The 21578-nt window shown below is 69.6% G+C and carries 15 protein-coding genes and 1 riboswitch; of the genes, 8 read left to right on the top strand and 7 right to left on the bottom strand.

The window, feature by feature from the left end; all coding sequences use genetic code 11:
• Positions 1-35: 35 nt before the first annotated feature.
• Entirely contained in the window at positions 36-824 is a 789-nt protein-coding gene (locus tag ACJ8AN_RS11355) for a DUF2379 family protein (RefSeq protein ID WP_407755309.1), read from the bottom strand.
• Positions 825-1799: 975 nt separating this feature from the next.
• On the opposite strand from ACJ8AN_RS11355, the gene ACJ8AN_RS11350 reads away from it, so the two are divergent.
• From ACJ8AN_RS11350 to ACJ8AN_RS11340, 3 genes are all read left to right on the top strand, one after another.
• On the top strand, positions 1800-2942 hold the full coding sequence (locus tag ACJ8AN_RS11350; RefSeq protein ID WP_407755308.1) for a fatty acid desaturase family protein: 1143 nt from the start codon (positions 1800-1802) through the stop codon (positions 2940-2942).
• Positions 2943-2956: 14 nt separating this feature from the next.
• Positions 2957-3196 (top strand): Lrp/AsnC ligand binding domain-containing protein, encoded by a 240-nt coding sequence (locus ACJ8AN_RS11345; RefSeq protein WP_407755307.1) that lies wholly within the window; start codon positions 2957-2959, stop codon positions 3194-3196.
• Positions 3197-3521: 325 nt separating this feature from the next.
• Positions 3522-5726: a PhnD/SsuA/transferrin family substrate-binding protein gene (locus ACJ8AN_RS11340; protein WP_407755306.1), complete on the top strand. Its 2205-nt coding sequence runs from the start codon at positions 3522-3524 to the stop codon at positions 5724-5726.
• A gap of 30 nt (positions 5727-5756) precedes the next feature.
• On the opposite strand, the gene ACJ8AN_RS11335 is transcribed toward ACJ8AN_RS11340, so the two are convergent.
• From ACJ8AN_RS11335 to ACJ8AN_RS11320, 4 genes are all read right to left on the bottom strand, one after another.
• Positions 5757-6377, bottom strand: a complete 621-nt coding sequence (locus tag ACJ8AN_RS11335) for a TIGR02265 family protein (protein ID WP_407755305.1) — start codon at positions 6375-6377, stop codon at positions 5757-5759.
• Positions 6378-6510: 133 nt separating this feature from the next.
• Positions 6511-7650: a hypothetical protein gene (locus ACJ8AN_RS11330; protein ID WP_407755304.1), complete on the bottom strand. Its 1140-nt coding sequence runs from the start codon at positions 7648-7650 to the stop codon at positions 6511-6513.
• Between the two features lie 131 nt (positions 7651-7781).
• Positions 7782-7904, bottom strand: coding sequence for a hypothetical protein (locus tag ACJ8AN_RS11325; protein ID WP_407755303.1), 123 nt, complete (start codon positions 7902-7904; stop codon positions 7782-7784).
• A 269-nt stretch (positions 7905-8173) separates the two neighbouring features.
• A complete protein-coding gene (locus ACJ8AN_RS11320; protein WP_407755302.1) occupies positions 8174-9256 on the bottom strand; it encodes a prenyltransferase/squalene oxidase repeat-containing protein in 1083 nt (360 codons plus the stop codon).
• A gap of 398 nt (positions 9257-9654) precedes the next feature.
• On the opposite strand from ACJ8AN_RS11320, the gene ACJ8AN_RS11315 reads away from it, so the two are divergent.
• The 4 genes from ACJ8AN_RS11315 (at position 9655) to ACJ8AN_RS11300 (ending at position 16655) form a co-directional block, all read left to right on the top strand.
• Positions 9655-9870: a DUF4135 domain-containing protein gene (locus tag ACJ8AN_RS11315; protein WP_407755301.1), complete on the top strand. Its 216-nt coding sequence runs from the start codon at positions 9655-9657 to the stop codon at positions 9868-9870.
• A gap of 43 nt (positions 9871-9913) precedes the next feature.
• Positions 9914-10546 carry a peptidylprolyl isomerase gene (locus ACJ8AN_RS11310; RefSeq protein WP_407755300.1) on the top strand — a complete coding sequence of 211 codons (633 nt, stop codon included), beginning with the start codon at positions 9914-9916 and terminating at the stop codon, positions 10544-10546.
• Positions 10547-10737: 191 nt separating this feature from the next.
• On the top strand, positions 10738-13713 hold the full coding sequence (locus tag ACJ8AN_RS11305) for an ATP-binding protein (RefSeq protein WP_407755299.1): 2976 nt from the start codon (positions 10738-10740) through the stop codon (positions 13711-13713).
• Positions 13710-16655 (top strand): ATP-binding protein, encoded by a 2946-nt coding sequence (locus tag ACJ8AN_RS11300; protein ID WP_407755298.1) that lies wholly within the window; start codon positions 13710-13712, stop codon positions 16653-16655. Before ACJ8AN_RS11305 ends, ACJ8AN_RS11300 begins: the two co-directional genes overlap by 4 nt.
• A 10-nt stretch (positions 16656-16665) precedes the next feature.
• On the opposite strand, the gene ACJ8AN_RS11295 is transcribed toward ACJ8AN_RS11300, so the two are convergent.
• Both ACJ8AN_RS11295 and ahcY read right to left on the bottom strand, forming a co-directional pair.
• Positions 16666-17688, bottom strand: a complete 1023-nt coding sequence (locus ACJ8AN_RS11295) for an aldo/keto reductase (RefSeq protein ID WP_407755297.1) — start codon at positions 17686-17688, stop codon at positions 16666-16668.
• A gap of 395 nt (positions 17689-18083) precedes the next feature.
• On the bottom strand, positions 18084-19502 hold the full coding sequence (gene ahcY, locus ACJ8AN_RS11290) for an adenosylhomocysteinase (protein WP_407755296.1): 1419 nt from the start codon (positions 19500-19502) through the stop codon (positions 18084-18086).
• Between the two features lie 73 nt (positions 19503-19575).
• A riboswitch (S-adenosyl-L-homocysteine riboswitch) is annotated at positions 19576-19644 on the bottom strand.
• 368 nt (positions 19645-20012) lie between these two features.
• Here ahcY and ACJ8AN_RS11285 point away from each other — a divergent pair.
• Positions 20013-21566 (top strand): CotH kinase family protein, encoded by a 1554-nt coding sequence (locus ACJ8AN_RS11285; RefSeq protein WP_407755295.1) that lies wholly within the window; start codon positions 20013-20015, stop codon positions 21564-21566.
• Positions 21567-21578 lie beyond the last annotated feature (12 nt).

Below are 21578 nucleotides of genomic sequence, written 5' to 3'. Positions count from 1 at the left end.
GGAAGCCATCGGCGATTTCACAAGAAGCCCTGGGGTTACGACTCCGAGGGGGGGCTGTCGAGGCCCCTGAGCTGCTCCTCGGCCATCTCGCGGTACAGCGGCACGACCTCCACGGCCAAGACGTCGCGCATCTGCTGGCGCGCACCCTCAACGTCGCCCGCATCCCGGAGGCTCGTCATCCGGTACATGGATCGTAGGAAGCGGCGCTCAGCCTTTTGAAAGCGAGAGAGGATCATCCGCATGATGGCCTCGGCGCCTCCCGGGCTTTTTAGGGCCTCTTCCGTCTCGGTCTCGCTGACGGCTGCCGTGGGGGCGGTCCGGTGTAGAAGGGCGCGCAAGTCATCGGTGAGTTCCAGGGCGTGCCCCTGCTGAACGCGCTGTGAAAGGGCGGCGAGCTGCGGCCGGTCGGGCAAGTCCGGATGGATTCGCCCAGTTGCATACACCTCGGCAAGCCTCGTCACCTTGTTGAGGATAACTTCAGCCAGCTCCCGGTAGAACGGAACGACCTCCACGGCCAGCAGGTCCCGCATGACTTGCTGTGCCGCACTGTAGTCTCCTTGCTGCTGGAGTTCGTCCGCCCGGTCTCGGGACTCGTCGAGTCGGTTCGACCCATCACGGATTCGCTGGTGGATTTGCCGGAGTAGGGGGATTGCAGTGGGCAGGCTGCGGAGGGCCTCTTCCGCATCTTGCTGACTGATGGCCACCTGCTGAGCCGTCCGCGAAATGAGGCCGCGCGTCTCGGCGGTGAGTTCTAGGGGGCTGCTGTCTTCGAGCACCCTACGAGCGAGCGCCCACACCTCATCCAAGTCCTTCCCTTCCCGCATGTACTCAGATCCTCTTGACGCTTAACGTTCGTGGCACTCGCCGGACGGCCATTGATGCTGCCCCTCACAGTAGCGCATGCAATCGTGACAGTTGCCCGTCCAACCACCGTTTTTACACTTCACATAAGACCGAATGCACTTCTGCTTCCACCCGGGAAGGGCTGCGTTGTTGGCGAAGTCGTCCGCGTCCTCGTCCTCGTCCGCACGCACGGTTTTTAATACCTGCTCAACCTCCGAGGGCGAGGCGCCACAGGCCCCCACCGGGTCGTAGAGGTATTTCTTGATACAGCACGTCATAGAGGAGTCGCCCGGTCGGCAGTCCCCCGGGCCCAGAGCAGCGGTCCCAGCCGAGCAATCCAACGCGAGCACACCCCACAACACAGTCCCGAGGCGAAGAGCATAATTCAGGTTTTCCATGCCTCAAAGACTAAGAGAGTCAACCATGGGACGCCAGCCGGGGACAGGGCGTGATGGGCTGGTTGCGGCTTACCCGTTCTGGAGTGCTCCTGGTTGGATCCGCTGTCAGGCGTTACTCGTCGTGATCTTCCGATGGCTCAGCGAGATCGCTCTGTACCGGGTGGGGAGCCGATCTCTGCCTGGAACCTCTGGAGGACACCGCAAACCGCGTTGATGTCGAAACTCATGTCAGTAGCACCAGGGGGCGAAGACAATCAAACCCGCGCCTGCTGAGATGACAACGAATGCAACCCCCGCGACAACGGGTGTGTCTGGTTACCGCTACACGCCGCGAGGAGCACGAGGAGCCCCATCCTGGCGACATGGCTCGTAACCGCGTTGACGCCCTTACTCAGGATGTTGCGTTCAGTGAAGGCACTCCACATGCGCTCGAGGTTAACCCCTTTCCCGGGCCACCGTCCTCCGGTTACCGTGCGCCCTCCGAGCGCGCACTGGCGGGCCCGCTCTTCTCGTCCCCCCATCCCGCTCCGCCCGCCCCGAGCTTCCGAGGTCCCCCGCATGTCCCGCGCCACCCCTGACTTCGATCCCGCGTCCGTGGACGTGGACGCCTTCCACGCGGACATCCGCGCCCTGCGCGCCGAGATCGATGCCTCCGTCGGCGAAGACGACCTCCGGCACCTGCGGCGCATCGAGACCTGGGGCCGCGTCGCCACGGTGCTCGGCCTGGCCGCGTCCTGGATCGCCCCCAATCCGCTGAGCGCGGTGGGAATGGGGCTCGGCCGCTCCACGCGCTGGCTGCTCATGCACCACGTGGGACACCGCGGCTACGACCGCGTCCCCGGCGCCCCCGTCGAGCGCACCAGCAAGGGCTTCGCCAAGGGCAACCGCCGCTTCGTCGACTGGCTCGATTGGATCCTCCCCGATGCCTGGGTCTTCGAGCACAACGTCCTCCACCACTCGCACACCGGCGAGGACGCCGACCCGGATCTCCTCGAGCGCAACGCCGAGGGCTCCCTGCGCGCTCCCCATCGCCCGCTCGCCTTGCGCTACTTCCAACTCGCGCTGCTCGCCATCACCTGGCGCGCCAGCTACTACTCCCCGGAGACGCTCGCCTCGCTCCGCCGCAAGCGCCGCCCCGACGGGCCCCTCACCCGCGAGGAGTGGCGCGAGGTGCTCCTGTCCGGCTTCGCCCCCTACTTCGCCTGGAACTTCGTCCTGCTCCCCGCGCTCTTCCTGCCCCTGGGCGCGTGGGCCTCGTTCAGCGTCCTGTGCAACTCGCTCCTGGCCGAAATCATCACCAACGTGCACACCTTCCTCGTCGTGGGCCCCAACCACACCGGCGAGGACCTCTACCGCTTCGACTCGAAGCCGGAGAACAAGGGCGAGCGCTACCTCCAGCAGGTGATCGGCAGCGCCAACTACCGCACCGGTGGAGACCTCAACGACTACCTCCACCTGTGGCTCAACTACCAGATCGAGCACCACATCTTCCCCGACCTCTCCATGCTCCAGTACCAGCGCATCCAGCCCCAGGTGCGCGCGCTGTGCGAGAAGCACGGCGTCCCCTACGTGCAGGAGAGCGTGTGGACCCGCGTCCGGAAGATGGTGGATGTCATCGTGGGCAAGAGCTCCATGCGGCGGCTCGTGCGCCGTGAGTCGGCGGCCCCGGCCGCTCCCGGCTCCCTCCCCGATGTGGCGTGATAGGGTGCGCGCCCGTGCACACCATCTTCGTCATGATCAAGTGTGAGCTCGGGCAGACCTACAAGACCGCGGCGATGCTCATCGACCAGGTCGACGAGGCCGCCGAGGTCTACTCCACCTCGGGCGGGTACGATCTGCTGGCCAAGTTCCACCTCGACAAGGACCAGGACATCGGCCGCTTCGTCACCGAGCGCATCCAGACGCTCTCCGGCGTCAAGGACACCTACACCATCACCACCTTCAAGGCGTTCTGAGCGGGCTCCAGGGGAGGGCGGTCTCCCCGGCTCGATTTGGCGCAACGGGTACGGCCCTCGGACCCGTCGGGACGAAACGCGCCCGGAGGGGCTCCCCACCTACGGCTTCCGCTCCATGGGCTGTGATCCGCCGCGGCGTTCCGCGCCCTGTACGAGCCAAACCCGGAATTCAGTGACTCCGGGTGAGAGAAGCCGGGCCCGACAGGCCATTTTTTCCAGTCAAACAGGAAAAGTATGCAATGGAGTACAGAATTGTGCATGATGTGAAACGAAACTGACTCGGGGCCGGTCCGGGCTCTGGGGGGCATCGAAGGAGGAAACGCACGTGACCACGTCGACCACCCCCATCCGCTTCCTGCTCTACCCCTCGCTGGGCGAGGTGAGGGAGCACGTCCGGGTCGAGCTCTTCGGGCGGGCACTGTCGGAGCGGTTGGGACGGCCGGTGGTGATGGAGCTGGCGCCCACGTACGAGGCGCTGGAGACGGAGCTGACGGCGGGCCGGGTGGACATGGCGTGGGGCACGGCCGAGCAGTGCGACGCCTTCGAGCCGCGGGCGCGGGCGGTGCTGCGCGCGGTGCGCTCGGGCAGCTGCTACTACCACGCCGCCCTCGTGTGCCGGGCGGAGGAGCCGCTCACCCTCGAGACGCTGAAGGGCAAGCGCGCCGCCTGGGTGGCCCCGCGCTCCACCGGTGGCCACCTGCTGCCGGTGCGCTGCCTGGAGCAGCGGGGCGTGCGCACGGACGAGGTCTTCTCCGAGCAGCGCTTCCTCGGCACCTACCGCAAGGCGCTCCAGGCGGTGCTCGCGGGCGAGGCGGACGTGGCCTCCACCTTCACCAACCACCCGGACGAGCACGCCATGCGCGCCACCCTGGCGTCCTACGTGGGCGCGGATGAGCCGAAGCTCACCACATTCCTCTTCACCGAGCCCACCCTGGCCGACGGCATCATCCTCACCCGGCGCCTGTCCGAGCAGGACGCCGCCGCGCTGGTGAACGTGCTCACGCGGATGAACACCGATGGCTCCGGCCTGGAGATGTTGATGGGACCCTTCCGGGTGGAGGGCTTCGTGCTGCCGTCGCGCTCGCCGGAGCGGAAGGTGGAGCCGCGGCAGGAGCGTGGCGCCGAGTACGTGGTGGCGGAGCTGGACGGCGAGGAGCGGTGCCAGCGGCTGTGGTCGCCCACGGGCCGGGCCTTCGGGCGGGACGTGACGGGCGCCGAGGGGCGCTCGCTGGTGGAGGTGCTGGGGCAGGAGGCGGGAGAGCCGCTGCGGGCGCTGGTGCGCGCGGTACGCCACGGCGGCGCGGGCGGCCGGCTGGAGTACCGTCTCGAGGTGGAGGGCGAGACGCGCTGGTACGCCGCGGAGGTCACCCCGTGCGCCCCGGTGGCCGGCGAGAAGGTGCCGCGCCTGGGCCTGCTGGTGCGCGACGTGTCGGGGCTGCGCGCGCTGGAGGAGCCGCTCTACCGCCTGGCCTCCTTCCCGCTGCTGCACCCCGAGCCCCTGCTGGAGCTGGGCATGGACGGGGAGCTGCGCTTCGGCAACCCGGCTACGCACAAGGCCTTCCCGGAGCTGCTGGTGCAGGGCGCGCAGCACCCCCTGGTGCAGGCGGCGCTGCAGTGGGTCTGGCGGGGTGCTCCCTCGGGCGAGCCCGCCCCCACGGTGCAGCTGGACGGCCGGTATTGGGAGCTGACGGTGGCGCAGTTGTGGGATCCGCCGGGCCTGCGCGTGTTCGCCAAGGACGTGACGCTGCGCAAGCAGATGGAGGCGCAGCTCATCCAGGCCGATCGCCTGTCCGCGCTGGGCTCGCTGGCGGCCGCGGTGGGGCACGAGATGAACAACCCCCTGGCCTTCATGCTCGCCAACCTCTCCTTCGCCCGCGAGGAGCTGGAGCGCCTGGGGAAGTCGCTGCGCGACAAGGGCGAGGCCGTGACGCGGGAGCTGGACGACGTCATCGAGGCCCTGTCCGAGACGGCTCAGGGCGCGGTGCGCATCAAACACATCGTCCAGGATCTGCGCACGCTCTCGCGCAAGCCGCAGGAGCAGACGGGGTGGGTGGAGGTGCAGCCGGTGCTGGAGAACGCGCTGAAGCTCGTGCGCGGCGAGCTGCAGCACCGGGCGCGGCTGGAGCGGGACTTCCACGAGGTGCCGGTGGTGAGGGCGGACGAGGCCCGGCTCAGCCAGCTCTTCCTCAACCTGGTGCTCAACGCGGTGCAGGCGATGGAGCCGGCGGACGCCGCGCGCAACGTGCTGCGCGTGGCCGCCTACACCGGGGAGGAGGGCGAGGTGGTGATCGAGGTGCAGGACTCGGGCAAGGGCCTGCCGCCCGAGGCCCTCTCGCGCATCTTCGAGCCCTTCGCCGCCGCGCGCGCCGGGAGCACGGGGCTGGGGCTGTCGGTGAGCCACGCCATCGTGACGAGCCTGGGCGGCACGCTGCGCGCCGAGAGCCGCGAGGGACGCGGCACGTTGCTCACCCTCACCCTGCCCGCGGCCAGCGGCGACGCGAGCTGCCGGCCGGCCCTGCTCGCCGGGTAGTACGCCCGGCCGGACCCGCCCGGCGTCAGCTCACTCCCAGGAGAACTCCACCTCGTTGTCCAGCGGCCCCGTCTGCCGGCCCTGGGCCCGGGCGTTGCGCAACCCCAGCGCGCGGAACAGGCTCAGCAGCCCGCCCTCGTGCGTCACGTACAGCAGGAAGTCCCGCTTGGTGACGAGCACGCCGCTCCTCGGGCCCGACCACTGGACGATGACTTCCCCGAAGCTCGCCGCCGCCCGGAAGGCCACCGGCATGTTGCCGATGAGCTGCCTCGGCCCCTCCTTGGACAGCAGCATGAAGGCCTTGCCCACCACCGAGCTCAGGAAGCCGGGGGAGAAGCCGCTCGCGATGCGCCGGATGGAGTCGTCGAAGCCGCCGTGCTTCTCGCTCAGCATCCACGCCGCGTTGTACAGAAGGACGAGGTACTCGCTGACGGGGTAGTTGAAGAAGCTCTTGTAGGTCTTCTCCTGGCTCTTCGTGAGGCATCGCGCCAGGGCCTCGTCCCCCAGGTCCAGGCGCACCGCGTCCATGATGGCGTGCATGGACAGCCCTCGCACGGTGTCCGCGGGGGTCGCCAGCGACAACCGCCTCTGCAGCTCCTGCTCCGTGCCGAGACCCGAGTCGCTCCTCGGCGAGGTCTGTCCACCCATCATCCGCTGCTGTCTCCCGTGTTGGGCCAGGGTGGAAGAGTGTAACTCTTCTGGAACACCCTGGGCCATGGGGGCCTCCGCCGAGGGGCCGGTATGCCGGGAGGGGAGAGGGCGAGGCGACGGGCTCGCAGCGGGCTCAGCCCCCGAGGACGGCGTGGCGGACCTCCTCCACGTCCCCAAACACATAGCGCTTCCGCTGCCCGTCATGGCCCAGCCACCGTTGGAGGAGCGCGAGGTAGGCCTTGGCCTCGGGAGGCTGGCCGGGCTGGAGGACGAGCTTGAGGTGATTGAGGCGCCGCAGGAACACGGGCAGGGCGCTGGGACCGAGTGAGGCGGAGAGCGCTCGCAGGTTCGAGGGGAGTGTCTCCGGACGCGAGCGCAGGTGGGTATGGCCCAGCCAGCCCACGAGCGCCTCGCGCTTGGCCGGCAGGCACAGGCCCCGCTCGACGAGCACGTCCAGGAGCGCCGTCCACCGCTCGGTGTCGGGCTCGTAGAGGCTCTCGGCGAGGTGGCACTCCACGCCCACCTTGGGGAGCACGGCCGCGCCCACGTCGAGGCTCAACGCCATGCGCTCCACCCGGCCGGCCACCGGGGCGAGCATCGCCTCGAGCTCCTCCGGCTGCCCGGGCCAGCCGATGCGGGCGAGGTAGCCGGGCATCGTGCCGGGCGTCAGACCCTGGAGGCACAGCCGCACCCCGTCGAAGCGGCGGGAGAACATGGCGCCCACGGCGGAGACGGAGCCTTCCGGGGGCAGGGCCGCCAGACAGTCGACGACGCGCGCGCGGACGGCGGGCGCGAGCGGCGCGCCCCACAGCAGCGCCAGGGATTGCTCCAGGGCCTCCAGCCGGCGCCAGGCCTGGCGCTCGTACTCGATGAAGAAGGAGGGGATGGGCACGGGCGAGGGAGGGCCGTCGACGTCGAACTCCAGGAAGACGTCGCGGATCTCCTCCTGCAACAGCGTGCCCGGCTCGTCCCAGTGCACGCCGAAGCGGCGCAGGCGCTCCCAGACGGGATGGACGAACAGGGAAGGGGATAGCGCGAGCGAGGGGTCTCCCCGGCCCGCGAGCGCGGCGCGGCTGCCATCCGCGGCGAGCAAGCGCACGCCGAGATCCGCCTGGGCTTCCTCCCGTCCCAGCCGGCACTCGAAGCCAGAGGCGGAGACGGGCGGCAGGAGGCGGGCAATCCAGACGAGGTCCGCCAGCGCCGTGGGTGAGATGAGACAGGGGGAGAGGTATGGCGCGGAGAGTTTCAAGTACGCATTCAGTGCATCGGCCATGATCTCCCCCTCATGTCAAAGATTGTCAGCCAGGGTGTGGAATCCGGGAGTGTTCGAGCGGGCTGACGACGGACGGGCGCTCCGGAGGCACCCGTCCGCGGGTTCAGCAGGTGGGGCGTTCCTGGGGAGCGCTACTCCCAGGCCTGCGTGCTGCTCAGCTCCTGGGCACTGCCGGAGATGAGGTTGTCGAGCGCCTCGTCGCTCAGCTCCGTGAGGTTGGCCGGCTGCTCGTTCGTGTGGGTCTCGTTGATCATGGCGTTACCCTCTCGTGGTGAGTGAAACCCCGGTCCGGTGGGGACCAGCCCGGAGGCTCTCGGCGGCGGGGCAATTCCTGTCGCCGGAAGCGATTCAAAAGATACGGAATGGCATTTCGAAAGTCAAAGCAAACGGAGCGGTTTTCGCGACAGGGATTCGGGACTCCGGCTGTATGTGAAAGGTTCATGGGCAGGCGAACGGGAAAGACCGGTGAGGCTCGATGTCTGCGTTTGCCGCGCCAGACGAAGCCCGCGGCGGCACGCGGCGTTCAGCCGGAGCGCAGGGCGTCCCGGCGGTCCGCGAGCGCCGAGAGCACGGTGGCGGTGGTGAAGAGCCGGTTGCGGTCCGTGAGCACGGGCAGCAGGAGGCAGCCGTCGGGATCCTCCCAGGGGACGTGGACCTCGGGGCGGGGCATCCGCATGATGGGGGCGTGGGCCCAGCCGCCATCCGGTTGCTGGGCGCGCAGCAGCCAGCGCAAGCCGGCGTGGAGGGCGGCGCCGTGACGGGAGGGCCCTCCGTCGAGCCGCAGCGTCGAGAGGGCGAGCGCCGTGTGGAAGGGCGCGGCCTCGCCCCCGGTGCCATTGCCCCAGCCACCGTCGCGCCCCTGCGTGCCCAGCACCCAGCGGGCGGCGCGAGAGACGTGCTCGGAGGCCCCGTCCACGAGGGAAAGCAGCCGCGCCGCGTGGAAGGTGGCGTAGGTGCGGCCGTGCCACCAATAGGCCTCCCAGAAGCCCTCGGGGGCCTGGGCGCCGCGCAGCATGCGGGCACAGGCCTCGAGTACCGGGCGGTGGCGCGGGTCTCCCGAGGCATGCAGCGCCTGTCCCGCCATGGCGGTGACGCAGAGGTGGACGTCGCACCAGCTGCTGCCCGGGTAGCTGGCCCAGCCCTGGAGCGAGGGCCGCTCGGCGGGGCGATAGGTGCGGAAGCCCCCCTCGGCCTCGTCCCAGTAGCGCAGCAGCTGCATGCACGCCTCGGCGAGCGCCGCCTCTCCGGAGGGCTCGCCGCGCCAGTGTGACAGGAAATGCACCACATTGGCCGTCGAGTCCGCGTCCGCGGGCGTCGCCAGGCTGAAGCCCCAGCCACCCACGGGGTGGGCATGACCCACCAGCCAATCCCTTGCATGTTCCAGCAGGGCCGGGTCGCTCCCCACCCGGGCCAGTGCATGGCCGACATAGGCCGTCACCCATTGGGAGCTGATGACGTCCCGGTCTCCCACCACGAACCGGAAGCGGAAATCCAACCAGCGTCCGTCCGCCGTCCGCGCCTCCTCCAGGAAGCGCCGCGCCCGCGCGAGGGCCCCGGTGACAGCCGTTTCCAGCTCCTCCTCGTGAGTCAGGCTTGCCCGCATCATCGCTCCTCCCCTCGAGCCGTTGAAACGACAGCTGTATCGGATGGTGCGAGGATACCCCTGTTTCCCTCTCGTGTGACGCACTGGGCTCGCGGCGGCCGTTTGTGTGTCTGGGATTGCGGCGCGTGGCGACAATTCCTTCCATGGCCCCCCGGGTTGGGCGCGGCGTTCCGGGAGTTCCAGGTATGATGCCGGGGGTCATGCGGATGCGTTCGATGGGAGGGCCGAGCATGAAGCGGCGATGGAGGCCGGGACGTGTGTAGAGGGGAGGCATCCCTCCGACGGCCCCACGCTGGCGGCCGGAGGGCCTCTCCTCGATGACCCGAGGCGCTCGCGCCTCACCGTACCGGACGCGATTGGCCGGAGGGCAGGCAGGAGTCTGTCCCGGCTTCGCGTCACGGATGCCTTCAGCGGACTCCGTCCCCGGTGGCCGCTGCCCCTCGCTGCGCGTGGTGGACCGTGACTCCCATGGCTGGGTCGAGTTCGTGGATGCCACGGGTTGCGACTCGCGCGAGGCGCTCCAGCGCTTCTACTGGCGTCAGGGGATCGGCTATGGCCTGCTGCGGCTCGCGGCTCCGGAGCGCGTGCCCTCGGTGCTCACGCTCGCGCTTCCCTGATGAACGGATTGTTGCGAAGAATCTCCGTGAACTGGAGATTCCCATGAACCTGCTGTCATCCGCCTGCCTCGCCGTCCTGCTCACCCTCGCGCCTACCGCCTTCGCCGCGACGCCCAAGAAGGCGGCGAAACCGGAGGCCGCGAAACCGGAGCCCACCAGGCCGGTGCGCGTGGTGCTCCAGACGGAGAAGGGCGAGATCGAGCTGGAGCTCGACGAGGCCCACGCGCCCAAGACGGTGCGGAACTTCCTCTTCTACGTGGACGGCGGCTTCTTCGACGGCGGGGTGTTCCACCGCACGGTGAAGCCCGACAACCAGCCGAACAACAAGGTGAAGATCGAGGTCATCCAGGGCGGCATCAACCCCGCGCGCGAGTCCGAGCAGCGCCCGCCCATTCCGCTCGAGCGCACGAACGTGACGGGACTGAAGCACCAGGACGGCACCGTCTCGATGGCGCGCGACACGCCGGACACCGCGGTGTCGGACTTCTTCATCTGCCTCGGGGATCAGCCCGAGCTGGACTACGGCGGCAAGCGCAACCCGGACGGGCAGGGCTTTGGCGCCTTCGGCAGGGTGGTGAAGGGCCTGGACGTGGTGCGTGCCATCCAGCAGTCCCCCGCGAACGGGCAGCAGCTCACCCCTCCGGTGAAGCTCCTGCGCGTCACGCGCAAGCCCTGAGTGACTCCGAGGCGGAGGCGCCGGCTCACCGGTACCGGGATGAAGGGTCCGTGCGATCCGTCGAGGGGATGGCGGCCTGGTTGCCTGGCCCAGGGTCCGAGCCGCATGTTTTCACTCGAATACGCTCCGGGAGTGAGCCCCTGAATCAACCGGCGGAGGATGCGCACCCTGGGTGTTATGGACGTCGGCGGATGAGTCAGAGACCTCCAGAATCCAAGGCGCCTGCCACCGCCGGGGAAGTGTTCGCGGGCGGCGGCGAGATGGGGGCACTCATGCGCTCCATCGACTGGTCGCGCACCGTGCTCGGACCCGTGGAGACGTGGTCCCCCGCCCTGCGCACCATCGTGGGCGTGGTGCTGGGCAGCCGCTTCCCCATGCTGATGTGGTGGGGCGAGCACATGGTCCAGCTCTACAACGATGGTTACCGGACCATTCTGGGAGACAAGCACCCCGCGTCCCTGGGCGGGTCGGGGCCGGACGTCTGGAAGGAGATCTGGTCCACCGTCGGCCCCATGGCCGAGGGCGTCCTCCGGGGCGGCCCCGCCACCTGGTCCGAGCACCTGCTGCTGTTCGTGAGCAGGAAGGGCTTCTTCGAGGAGTCGTACTTCACCTTCTCGTACAGCCCCATTCCCGATGACGCCGGAGGACGCGGCGGCGTGCTCGTCACCGTCCAGGAGACGACCAGCCAGATCCTGGGCGAGCGGCGGCTGTACACCCTGCAGCAGGTGGCGGCGGACTCATTCCAGGCCCGGAGCGTCGACGAGGCCGCCCGGCTGGCGATGCGGGCGCTCGACGACAACCCCCATGACGTGCCCTTCGCCATCCTCTACCTGTGCGACGCGGAGGGCCAGCGCGCCTCGCTCGTGTCCGCCCGGGGGCTGCGGCAGGAGGGCCTCTCCCGGCTGCCTCCCGTGTTGGAGCTCTCCACGTCCCACGGCGACTGGCCGTTGCACGAGGTGCTCTCGACGCACCGGCCCGTCCTGGTGCCCTCGCTGTCCCCGCGGCTGCGCTCGGCGCTCTCCAACGAGGTCCCCACGGCGCCCACCCGCGCCCTGGTGCTGCCGGTGGAGGGCGAGATGGGCGGGCCCCCGGCGGGCTTCCTCGTGGTGGGGCTGAGCGCCCGGCTCGAGTTCGACGACAAGTACCAGGCTTTCCTGCAGCTGGTGGCGGGCCACCTCTCCACGGCCTTCTCCCACGCGCGCGCCTACGAGGAGCAGAAGCAGCGCGTGGAGGCCCTCGCCGAGCTGGATCGGGCGAAGACGGCCTTCTTCAGCAACGTCAGCCACGAGCTCCGCACGCCCCTGACGCTGATGCTCGGGCCCCTGGAGGAATTGCTGGACTCGGGCGGGCTGCCGGACGAGGCCCGCGAGTCGCTCGCGCTCGTCCACCGCAACGGCGTGCGCCTGTTCAAGCTCGTCAACACGCTGCTGGACTTCAGCCGCCTGGAGGCCGGCCGCATCCAGTCCAGCTTCCAGCCCACGGATCTCTCCGTCCTCACCACGGGGCTCGTCAGTGCCTTCGACTCGGCCATGACGAAGGCGGGGCTGCGCCTGGTGGTGGAGTGCGAGCCCCTGCCAGAGCCCATCTGGGTGGATCGGGAGATGTGGGAGAAGGTTGTCCTCAACCTCGTCTCCAACGCGTTCAAGTTCACCTTCGAGGGCAGCATCACGGTGTGCCTGCGGTGGCGGGGAGACCACGTGGAGCTGTCCGTGCGCGACACCGGCACGGGGATTCCTCCCGAGGAGCAGCCGCGCATCTTCGAGCGCTTCCACCAGGTGCGGGGCGCGCGGGGCCGCAGCCACGAGGGCAGCGGCATCGGCCTCTCGCTGGTGCAGGAGATCGTCAAGCTGCACGGCGGCACCCTCCGGGTGGACAGCACGCCGGGCCAGGGCAGCACCTTCACCGTGTGTCTTCCCACCGGCTCCGCCCACCTGCCGCGCGAACGGCTCGAGGCTCCGCGCACGCAGGCGTCGACCGGGCTCGGGGCGGCCCCCTTCCTCGACGAGGCCTCCAGCTGGCTCGCCTCGCCCCCCCCGCTGTCGCGAGACCTCGTTCCGGGGGGCCACATCCTGCTCGTCGACGACAACGCGGACATGCGCGACTACGTGCGCCGGCTCCTGGAGACGCGCTTCTCGGTCGAGCCGGTGCCGGACGGACTGGCGGCGCTCTCGGCGGTCCAGGCGCGGCTGCCCGACCTCGTCCTCTCGGACGTGATGATGCCGGGGCTGGACGGCCTGGGCCTGTTGCGCGAGCTGCGGGCCAACCCCCGGACCGCGGCCATCCCCATCATCCTCCTGTCCGCGCGCGCCGGTGAGGAGGCCACGGTGGATGGCCTGCGCTCCGGCGCGGATGACTACCTGGTGAAGCCCTTCAGTGCCCGCGAGCTGTTGGCGCGCGTGGAAGGCTGTCTGCGGCTGGCACGCGAGCGCGCGGAGCGTGAGCGGCTGGCCCTGGATCGCGCCGAGTTCGAGCAGCACCTCATCGGCATCGTCAGCCATGACTTGCGCAACCCGCTCTCCGCCATCACCTTGTCGGCCACGACGTTGCTGCGGGAGCCGGGGCTGGGGGAGCGGCAGCGCAGGTCGCTCGGGCGCATCTACGCGTCGGCGGAGCGCGCCAACCGGATGATCCGGGATCTGCTCGACTTCACGAAGGCCCGCCTGGGCGGGGGCCTGCCCATCCAGTGCGCGCCGCTCGACTTCCATGTCCTCGGCCGGCAGGTGGTGGAAGAGCTCCAGGTCTCCAACCCCGAGCGCATCATCCAGCTCGAGCAGCGCGGCGAGGGCCGGGCCGTCTGGGATGGAGACCGGATGGCGCAGGTGCTCACCAACCTCATCGGCAATGCGCTGCACTACAGCCCTCGGGGTAGCCCCGTCCGGGTGAAGGTCCACGGAGAAGAGGACGAGGGAGTGCTCGAGGTGCACAACGAGGGAGCCCCCATCGCGCCGCAGCTGCTCCCGCGGCTCTTCCAGCCCATGCAGCGTGGAGCGACGGGGTACAGCGCGACGCGCAGCGTGGGGTTGGGGCTCTACATCGTGGACCACATCGTGCGGGCGCATGGTGGCCGCATCGAGGTGGACTCGCGGGAAGGAGAGGGGACGACGTTCCGGGTACGCCTGCCGCGCATGCCCCCCGCGGCCGAGGCCCTCGCGGGAGCACCCGCGTGAGCCTCACGGAGACGGTGTTCGCGGGTGGAGGTGAGATGGGCGCGCTCCTGCGCTCGCTCGACTGGAGCCGCACGCCGCTGGGTCCCGTCGAGGACTGGCCCGCGTCCCTGCGCACCGCGGTGAGCATCATGCTCGGCTCGCCCTATCCCATCGCGCTCTACTGGGGGCCCGAGTACGTCTTGCTGTACAACGACACCTTCCGTCCCATCCTCGGGGGCAAGCACCCCGCCTCCGTCGGCGTGCCCGCACGGCAGGCGCTCATCGAGATGTGGAGCGATCTCCTGGAGCCCATGCTCGAGGGTGTCCGGACCTCGCTGGTCGCGTCGTATGAGCAGGACATGTGCATCTTCATGGAGCGCCGGGGCTTCGTGGAGGAGTGTTTCTTCACCTGGTCCTACGTCCCGACTCGTGACGAGACGGGCCATTTCGTGGGCATCGTCACCATCGCGAGCGAGACGACGCGCCAGGTGCTGAGCGACCGGCGCTTCCGGACGATCCGCGAGCTGTCCATCCGCACCGCGCTCGACAAGAACGTGGACGGCGTCCTGCGCTCGGTGGAGCAGGTGCTCGCCCAGGCGAGCGCGGACGTGCCCTTCGCGCTGCTCTACGAGGTGGCAGCGGACAAGGCCAGGCTCGCCGCCAGCACGGGGGTGGAGCGGGGAGGGCCGGCCGCTCCGGTGGAGCTGGCGCTCGCGGAGGGGGCCGCCTGGCCCCTGGCCGAGGTGCTGCGCTCGGGCCAGGAGGTGCTCGCCGAGGACCTGGGCGCGCGTTTCGGAGCGCTGTCCGGTGGCCCCTGGCCCGAGCCGGCCAGCCGCGCGCTGCTGCTCCCCGTGTCCCTGGGCGCGAGCGGAGAGACGAACGCGGTGCTGGTGGCGGGACTGAGCCCCCGGCTGCCCCTGGACGACGGCTACCGCGACTTCCTTCAGCTGCTCGCGCGCCAGGTGGCGGCGGACGCGGCGCGGGCCCGGGCCTTCGAGGAGGAGAAGCGGCGCGCCGAGCAGCTCGCGGAGCTGGATCGGGCGAAGACGGCCTTCTTCAGCAACGTCAGCCACGAGTTCCGCACGCCCCTCACCCTCATGCTGGGGCCCCTCGAGGACGCGCTCGCCGATGGGACGGAGGCGCTGTCTCCCCACCAGCGCGAGCGCCTGTCGCTCGTGCACCGCAGCGGGGTGCGCCTCTTCAAGCTCGTCAACAGCCTGCTGGACTTCTCCCGGTTGGAGGCGGGCCGGGCGAAGGCGGCCTATCAACCCACGGACCTCGCGGCCTTCACCGCCGAGCTCGTGAGCCACTTCGAGTCGGCCGCCCGGCGCGCGGGGCTCGTGCTCACGGTGGACCTGGAGGCGCTCTCCGAGCCCGTCTGGCTGGACCGGGAGGCGTGGGAGAAGGTCGTCTTCAACCTGCTGTCCAACGCGCTCAAGTACACCTTCGAGGGAGGCATCACGGTGTCCCTGCGCGCGGAAGGCGGCGAGGCCGTCCTGCGGGTGAGCGACACCGGCACCGGCATTCCCGAGCCGGCGCTGCCGCGCGTCTTCGAGCGCTTCCACCGGGTGGAAGGCGCACGCGCGCGCAGCCACGAGGGCAGCGGCATCGGGCTCGCCCTGGTGCAGGAGCTCGTCAAGCTGCACGGGGGACGCGTCTCCGTGCGGAGCGCCGTCGGCGAGGGCAGTACCTTCTCCGTCCACCTGCCGTTCGGCAGTGCCCATCTCCCCCGCGATCGCGTGCACCGGGAGGACGAGACCGGGGCGGCCGGGGCTCGCGCCGCGCCCTACGTCTCGGAGGCGCTGGGTTGGATGCGAGGGGAGGGCGATGTCTCCCCGGAGTCCCCTGCCCGGACGGGCCCTGGCGCCCGCGTGCTCGTCGTGGACGACAACGCGGACATGCGGGCCTACATCACGGGGCTGCTGCGGCCCTCCTTCGAAGTGGAGGCCGTGGAGGACGGCGTCCGGGCCCTGGAGCGCGCCCGGGAGAATCCGCCGGACCTCATCCTCTCGGACGTGATGATGCCCCGGCTGGGCGGCTTCGGCCTGCTGCGCGAGGTGCGGGCGATGGACACGCTCAAGATGGTGCCCTTCCTCCTGCTGTCGGCGCGCGCGGGTGAGGAGGCCTCCGTCGAGGGGCTCGAGGCCGGAGCGGACGACTACCTGGTGAAGCCCTTCAGCGCGCGGGAGCTGCTGGCCCGGGTGCGGTCCCACCTCGAGCTGGCGCGCATGCGCCGGGAGGCCACGGAGCACGAGGCCCGCGAGTCGAGCCTGCGGGAGGCCGTGCAGGCGCGTGACGACTTCCTGTCGGTGGCGAGCCATGAGCTCAAGACACCCCTGGCCGCCCTGTGCCTCCAGGTGGAGTCCCTCGAGCGGATGCTGCCCGCCGAAGTCCGGGCGCTCGCGAGCGAGCGGCTTTCCTCGGTGCACCGGCAGAGTCAACGGCTCGCGGGTCTCGTCGAGACGATGCTGGACGTGTCCGAGATTGCCTCGGGCCGGTTGCGGCTGAAGCGCGAGCCGGTGGACCTGGCGGTGCTCGTGGCGGACAGCGTGGCGCGGATGCGCGAGGAGCTGGCCCGGCAGGGCTGCGTGCTCTCGCTCGACTCGGAGGCGAGCCTGCCCGGCCTGCTCGATGTCTCGCGGCTGAAACAGCTGGTGCACAACCTGTTGTCGAACGCGGCACGCTACGGCGCGGGCAAGCCGGTGCAGGTGCGGCTGCGGCGGGAGGGCTCCCACGCGCGCCTGGACGTGGTGGACCACGGCATGGGGGTGAAGCCCGAACACCGGGCGCGCATCTTCAACCGCTTCGAGCGCGCCGTCTCCGTGCGTCACTACGGGGGCCTGGGCCTGGGGTTGTGGGTGTCACGCCAGGTGGTCGAGGCCCACGGGGGAGCCATCTCCGTGACGGACACGCCCGGAGGCGGCGCGACCTTCACGGTGGAGTTGCCGCTGCAGGACGGGTGACCCGGGGTGCTCAGCGACGGCGCGCGGCGGGGGCGAGCGCCGGGTTCTCCCAGCCCGCGTCGGCCGGGTTGATGTTCGTCCCGGGCGTGACGATCTCATCGATGCGGTCGAGCAACGCATTGTCCAGCGTGAGGTCGGCGGCACCGAGCTGCGACTCCAGCTGCTCCAGGGTGCGCGGGCCGATGATGGCCGAGGTCACCGCCGGGTGCTTGATGACGAAGGCGATGGCGAGGTGGACGAGCGACATGCCCGCCGAGTCGGCCAGCCGGCCCAGGGCATCGGCGGCCTCGAGCTTGCGCTGGTTGGTGGGCTGCGACAGATCAAAGCGCGCGGGCATGCGGTTGGCGCGCGTCGAGGAGGGAGGCGGCGCGCCCTTGCGCCACTTGCCGGACAGCCACCCGCCCGCGAGCGGACTCCAGGGGATGACGCCCATGCCGTGGCGCTGGCAGGTGGGGAGGAGGTCCGCCTCGATGCCTCGCACGAGGAGGGAGTAGGGCGGCTGCTCGCAGACGAAGCGCGTCAGGCCCCGTTCGCGCGCGGTCCATTGCGCCTCGACGACCTGCGAGGCCGGGAAGGTCGAGGAGCCCACGTAGCGCACCTTGCCCTGGCGCACGAGGTCGCTGAGCGCCCCGAGCGTCTCCTCGATGTCCGTGTCCGCCGAGGGCCGGTGCACCTGGTAGAGGTCGATCCAATCGGTGCGCAGGCGGCGCAGGGATGCCTCGACCTCCTGGAAGATCCACCGGCGCGAGTTGCCCTGCTGATTGGGGTCATCCCCCATGGACGCATGGAACTTGGTGGCGAGGACCACCTTGTCACGGCGGCCATCGGCGAGCGCCTTGCCGACGATCTCCTCGGACTCACCGCGCGAGTAGATGTCCGCGGTGTCGATGAAGTTGATCCCCGCGTCGAGCGCCCGGTGGATGATCTTGATGCTGTCTGCGTGGTCCGGGTTGCCCCACTGGCCGAACATCATGGCCCCGAGGCACAGCGGACTCACGCGGACGCCGGTGCGTCCAAGGGTGCGGTAGTTCATGTCTGGCTTCTCCTGGATGGTCCGGGGAGTGAACGTCTCCAGGCCGGGGACCACAATCGAGGAGTCCTCGGATTGTTCACCAACCCCCGCCAGGACCCGCCCATGACAATGGCGCCCCTCCTCGAGAAGTTCCGCGAGGTCTTCATCTCCCAGGGCTGCAATGGACTGGCTCTGCCCGGGACGGGGCAGGCGAGCATCGGTCTTCGTGACCGGACGGGTGGGAGAGGGCCGCCAGGATTTGTGACACGCGGAAAATAATCCCGGGCCGGGCTGCCTCCGCTTCTGGCAAGCACTCGGAGAAGGCATTCCGTGCGCGGGGTGCCGCGCCCCGGAAAAACAAAAGGCCCCGGGTTCCGGAGAACCCGAGGCCCTGAAGAGGCGCGGAGCGCTACCGCCTAGTAGCGGTAGTGGTCGCTCTTGTACGGCCCTTCCGTGGGCACGCCGATGTACTTCGCCTGATCCGGCGTGAGCTCGGTGAGCATGGCGCCCAGCTTGGTGAGCTGGAGGCGCGCCACCTTCTCATCCAGGTGCCGCGGCAGCATGTACACGCCCGGCTTGTACTTGCCCGGGTTGGCGAAGACCTCCACCTGCGCCAGCACCTGGTTGGCGAAGGACGAGCTCATCACGTAGCTGGGGTGGCCCGTGCCGCAGCCCAGGTTCACCAGACGCCCCTGGGCCAGCAGGATGATGCGCTTCTTGTCCGGGAAGATGATGTGGTCGACCTGCGGCTTGATGTTGTCCCACTGGTACTGCTTGAGGCTCGCCACATCGATCTCGTTGTCGAAGTGGCCGATGTTGCACACGATCGCGTTGTTCTTCATCCGCTTCATGTGCTCGTGGGTGATGACCTGGTAGTTGCCCGTCGCGGTCACGAAGATGTCGGCCTTGTCCGCCGCGTACTCCATGGTCACGACCCGGTAGCCCTCCATGGCCGCCTGGAGCGCGCAGATGGGATCGATCTCGGTGACCCACACCTGGGCCTGCAGACCGCGCAGCGCCTGCGCCGAGCCCTTGCCCACCTCACCGTAGCCCGCGACCACCGCCACCTTGCCGGCGATCATCACGTCCGTGGCGCGCTTGATGCCGTCCACCAGCGACTCGCGGCAGCCGTAGATGTTGTCGAACTTGGACTTGGTGACCGAGTCGTTCACGTTGATGGCCGGGAACGCCAGCTTCCCCTCCTTGGCCATCTGGTAGAGGCGGTGCACGCCCGTGGTGGTCTCCTCGGTGACGCCGCGGATGCTCGCCAGGTTCTTCGAGTACCAGCCCGGCTTCGCGGCCAGCTGCTTCTTGATGGCGGCGAAGAGCACCGTCTCCTCCTCGCTGCCGGGGTTGGCCAGCACGGAGAGATCCTTCTCGGCGCGGGTGCCCAGGTGGATGAGGAGGGTGGCGTCGCCACCGTCATCGAGGATCATGTTGGGCGTGCCGCCGTCGGCCCAGTCGAAGATGCGGTGGGTGTACTCCCAGTACTCCTCGAGCGACTCGCCCTTGTAGGCGAACACGGGGGTCCCACCGGCGGCGATGGCGGCCGCGGCGTGGTCCTGGGTCGAGAAGATGTTGCACGAGGCCCAGCGGACCTCGGCGCCGATTGCCTCCAGCGTCTGGATGAGCACGGCGGTCTGGATGGTCATGTGGAGCGAGCCGGCGACGCGCGCGCCCTTGAGGGGCTGCGTCTTGGCGAACTCGTCGCGGATGGCCATGAGACCGGGCATCTCGGTCTCGGCGATCGCGATCTCCTTGCGGCCCCAGTCGGCCAGCTTGATGTCCGCGACCTTGTAGTCGGTGAACTTGCTCAGATCGGTTACAGCCCTCATGCCTTGCTCCTGATTGGCGGGGGCTGGATGTGGCAGGCGGGCCTTTTGCTCGCCTCCCGTGCACCCAGCCACGAGTCAGCGAGCGCCGTTCACGAACCTGAGCCTGGCGGGGGAGACCCCCGTTGCAGCGCTCCTCAGGGTGTGCGGACCCTATACCAGGAGGGGCGCGGTTCGCCACTGAAGTGAACCCCCCGAGGAGCGCGGCAAGCGGGTGGGTGGAGGGACAGGGGGAACCGCCCGGACGCGAAAAGGGAGCGGGGCCCTGCCTGGCCGTCCCCTCGGGGTGGCGCATTGCCCGGCAAGGGGTGCGGCCCCATTTTTCGCCGCGTGAAATCGAGAGGCTCGTGGGTCTGCCTGGTCGCGTTGCTCGTCGCGTGTTCGCAGACGTCTCCAGAAGCCCCGGAGCCCGCGGACCCTCTCCCGTCATCCCCCGTCGAGCCCGGTGAGCCGGATGCTCCGGACGCGCCGCCGCCTGCACCCGAGGACCACTGTCCACCCGGGGGCAATGCGGTGCCGGCGGCGGCTCGCATCGAGCGTCCTGCCGCCGACGAATGGGTGGTGCCCGAGGACGTGGCCTTCCGGACGACGGGGTTTCGAGACGCCGGGGGGAACGCGCCAGCGCGAGCCCTGTTCGAGCTCTGGTCGGTGGACGGAGGCGTCCCCGAGCGGCTCGTCTGGTCGGCGGCGGTGAGCGAGCCGGCGAAGCTCGACGCGGTGCGCCTGTCCGATGGCGTCTTCCAGGCCACGAGCGGCCGGCTCGGGGAGCGGAAGCGGTACGCGGTGCGGGTCCGCTATGCGTATGGGCCGCCGTCCTGCGAGACGTGGGGCGCGTGGAGCGCGTTGCGGTTCTTCAGGACGGACGATGCGTCCCGAGCGCTCTTCGACGAGGGGCGGATTCTCGAGTTCCACCTCGACATTCCGCCGGACTCCTGGGCGGCGATGAACGCGGAGGCGATTCCGCCCGACTGCGTCCCCTATGAGCGCGGGTCTCACCGGGCCACGCTGCGCTTCGGCGAGCAGGTGTTCGAAGGCGTGGGCGTGCATGTGAAGGGGGGCTGCGGTTCCGCGAGGACGCTCGAGGGCAAGCCTTCCTTCAAGGTGGACCTCGAGTGGGACGATCCCGAGGTGCCAGGGTGCCCGCCTTCGCGGGAGTTGCTCGGCCGGAAGAACTTCACGTTCAACAACAACGTGCAGGACCCGAGCTTCATGAATGAGCGCCTGGGGTATCCGCTCTATCGCGAGCTGGGCGTACCGGCGCCCCGCGCGGTGTCGGTCCGGTTGTATGTGAATGGCGAGCCGTGGGGTCTCTACACGCTCGTCGAGGCGATCGACCGGCGCTTCCTGGCGCGCTGGTTCGAGGACAAGGACGGCGCGCTCTACGAGGGGACGTATTGGTGCGATCTCCTCCCGGAGAACGTCCCGGCCGGGGGACAGGACGCCTCGGGGTTCTGCCTGTCGCGCAAGCTCGAGGGCGATGCGTGTGGCTCGGGTGATTCCAGCACCGGGGGTGACCCCTATGCGCCCCTGCGCGAGCTCACCCGTCGCCTGCAACGGCTTCCCAAGGGCGGGTTCTACCCGGAGGTGACGGCGTTCTTCGATTACGACCGGTTCCTCACCACGTGGGCGCTCGAGAGTGTCATCTCCCATTGGGATGGGTATGCGTTCGCGACGGTGAACAACTATCGCGTGTACCAGGATCCCTCGACCGGCCGCTGGACGCTGCTGTCGGCGGGAATCGATCAGACGTTCGGGCATCGGGAAGGCTCGCGCTCGGGGCTGGTGGATCCCTGGGCGGTGTCGGGCCTGCTCGCGGCGCGCTGTCTGGAAGAGGTGGACTGCGCGGCCGCCTTCGTGGCGCGGCTGGAGCAGGTGACGCGCACGATCGAGAAGGCTGGACTCGATTCCCGCGTGAGGAGCCTCCGGAGTCAGCTCGCCTCGGACGTCTACGCGGACCCTCGGAAGGAAACGTCCGGCGCCGGATTCGATACGGCCGTGGAGCAGACGCTCCAGTTCATCCGCGAGCGCCCCGCTCGAGTGCGCGAGCTGCTCGAGCAGCACCGCTGAGAGAGGCGAACG

Origin of the sequence: Archangium sp. (assembly GCF_045802675.1) — a bacterium.
Classification (GTDB): domain Bacteria; phylum Myxococcota; class Myxococcia; order Myxococcales; family Myxococcaceae; genus Archangium.
The sequence above is the reverse complement of the archived record's forward strand: the minus strand, read 5'-3'. Positions and strand labels throughout refer to the sequence as shown.

What these genes read in the sequence shown, in the direction of transcription:
- ACJ8AN_RS11355 (WP_407755309.1), bottom strand. Translation starts at nt 824, where the DNA reads ATGCGGGAAGGGAAGGACTTGGATGAGGTGTGGGCGCTCGCTCGTAGG.
- ACJ8AN_RS11350 (WP_407755308.1), top strand. Translation starts at nt 1,800, where the DNA reads ATGTCCCGCGCCACCCCTGACTTCGATCCCGCGTCCGTGGACGTGGAC.
- ACJ8AN_RS11335 (WP_407755305.1), bottom strand. Translation starts at nt 6,377, where the DNA reads ATGATGGGTGGACAGACCTCGCCGAGGAGCGACTCGGGTCTCGGCACG.
- ACJ8AN_RS11330 (WP_407755304.1), bottom strand. Translation starts at nt 7,650, where the DNA reads ATGGCCGATGCACTGAATGCGTACTTGAAACTCTCCGCGCCATACCTC.
- ACJ8AN_RS11325 (WP_407755303.1), bottom strand. Translation starts at nt 7,904, where the DNA reads ATGATCAACGAGACCCACACGAACGAGCAGCCGGCCAACCTCACGGAG.
- ACJ8AN_RS11320 (WP_407755302.1), bottom strand. Translation starts at nt 9,256, where the DNA reads ATGATGCGGGCAAGCCTGACTCACGAGGAGGAGCTGGAAACGGCTGTC.
- ACJ8AN_RS11315 (WP_407755301.1), top strand. Translation starts at nt 9,655, where the DNA reads ATGCCTTCAGCGGACTCCGTCCCCGGTGGCCGCTGCCCCTCGCTGCGC.
- ACJ8AN_RS11310 (WP_407755300.1), top strand. Translation starts at nt 9,914, where the DNA reads ATGAACCTGCTGTCATCCGCCTGCCTCGCCGTCCTGCTCACCCTCGCG.
- ACJ8AN_RS11305 (WP_407755299.1), top strand. Translation starts at nt 10,738, where the DNA reads ATGAGTCAGAGACCTCCAGAATCCAAGGCGCCTGCCACCGCCGGGGAA.
- ACJ8AN_RS11295 (WP_407755297.1), bottom strand. Translation starts at nt 17,688, where the DNA reads ATGAACTACCGCACCCTTGGACGCACCGGCGTCCGCGTGAGTCCGCTG.
- ahcY (WP_407755296.1), bottom strand. Translation starts at nt 19,502, where the DNA reads ATGAGGGCTGTAACCGATCTGAGCAAGTTCACCGACTACAAGGTCGCG.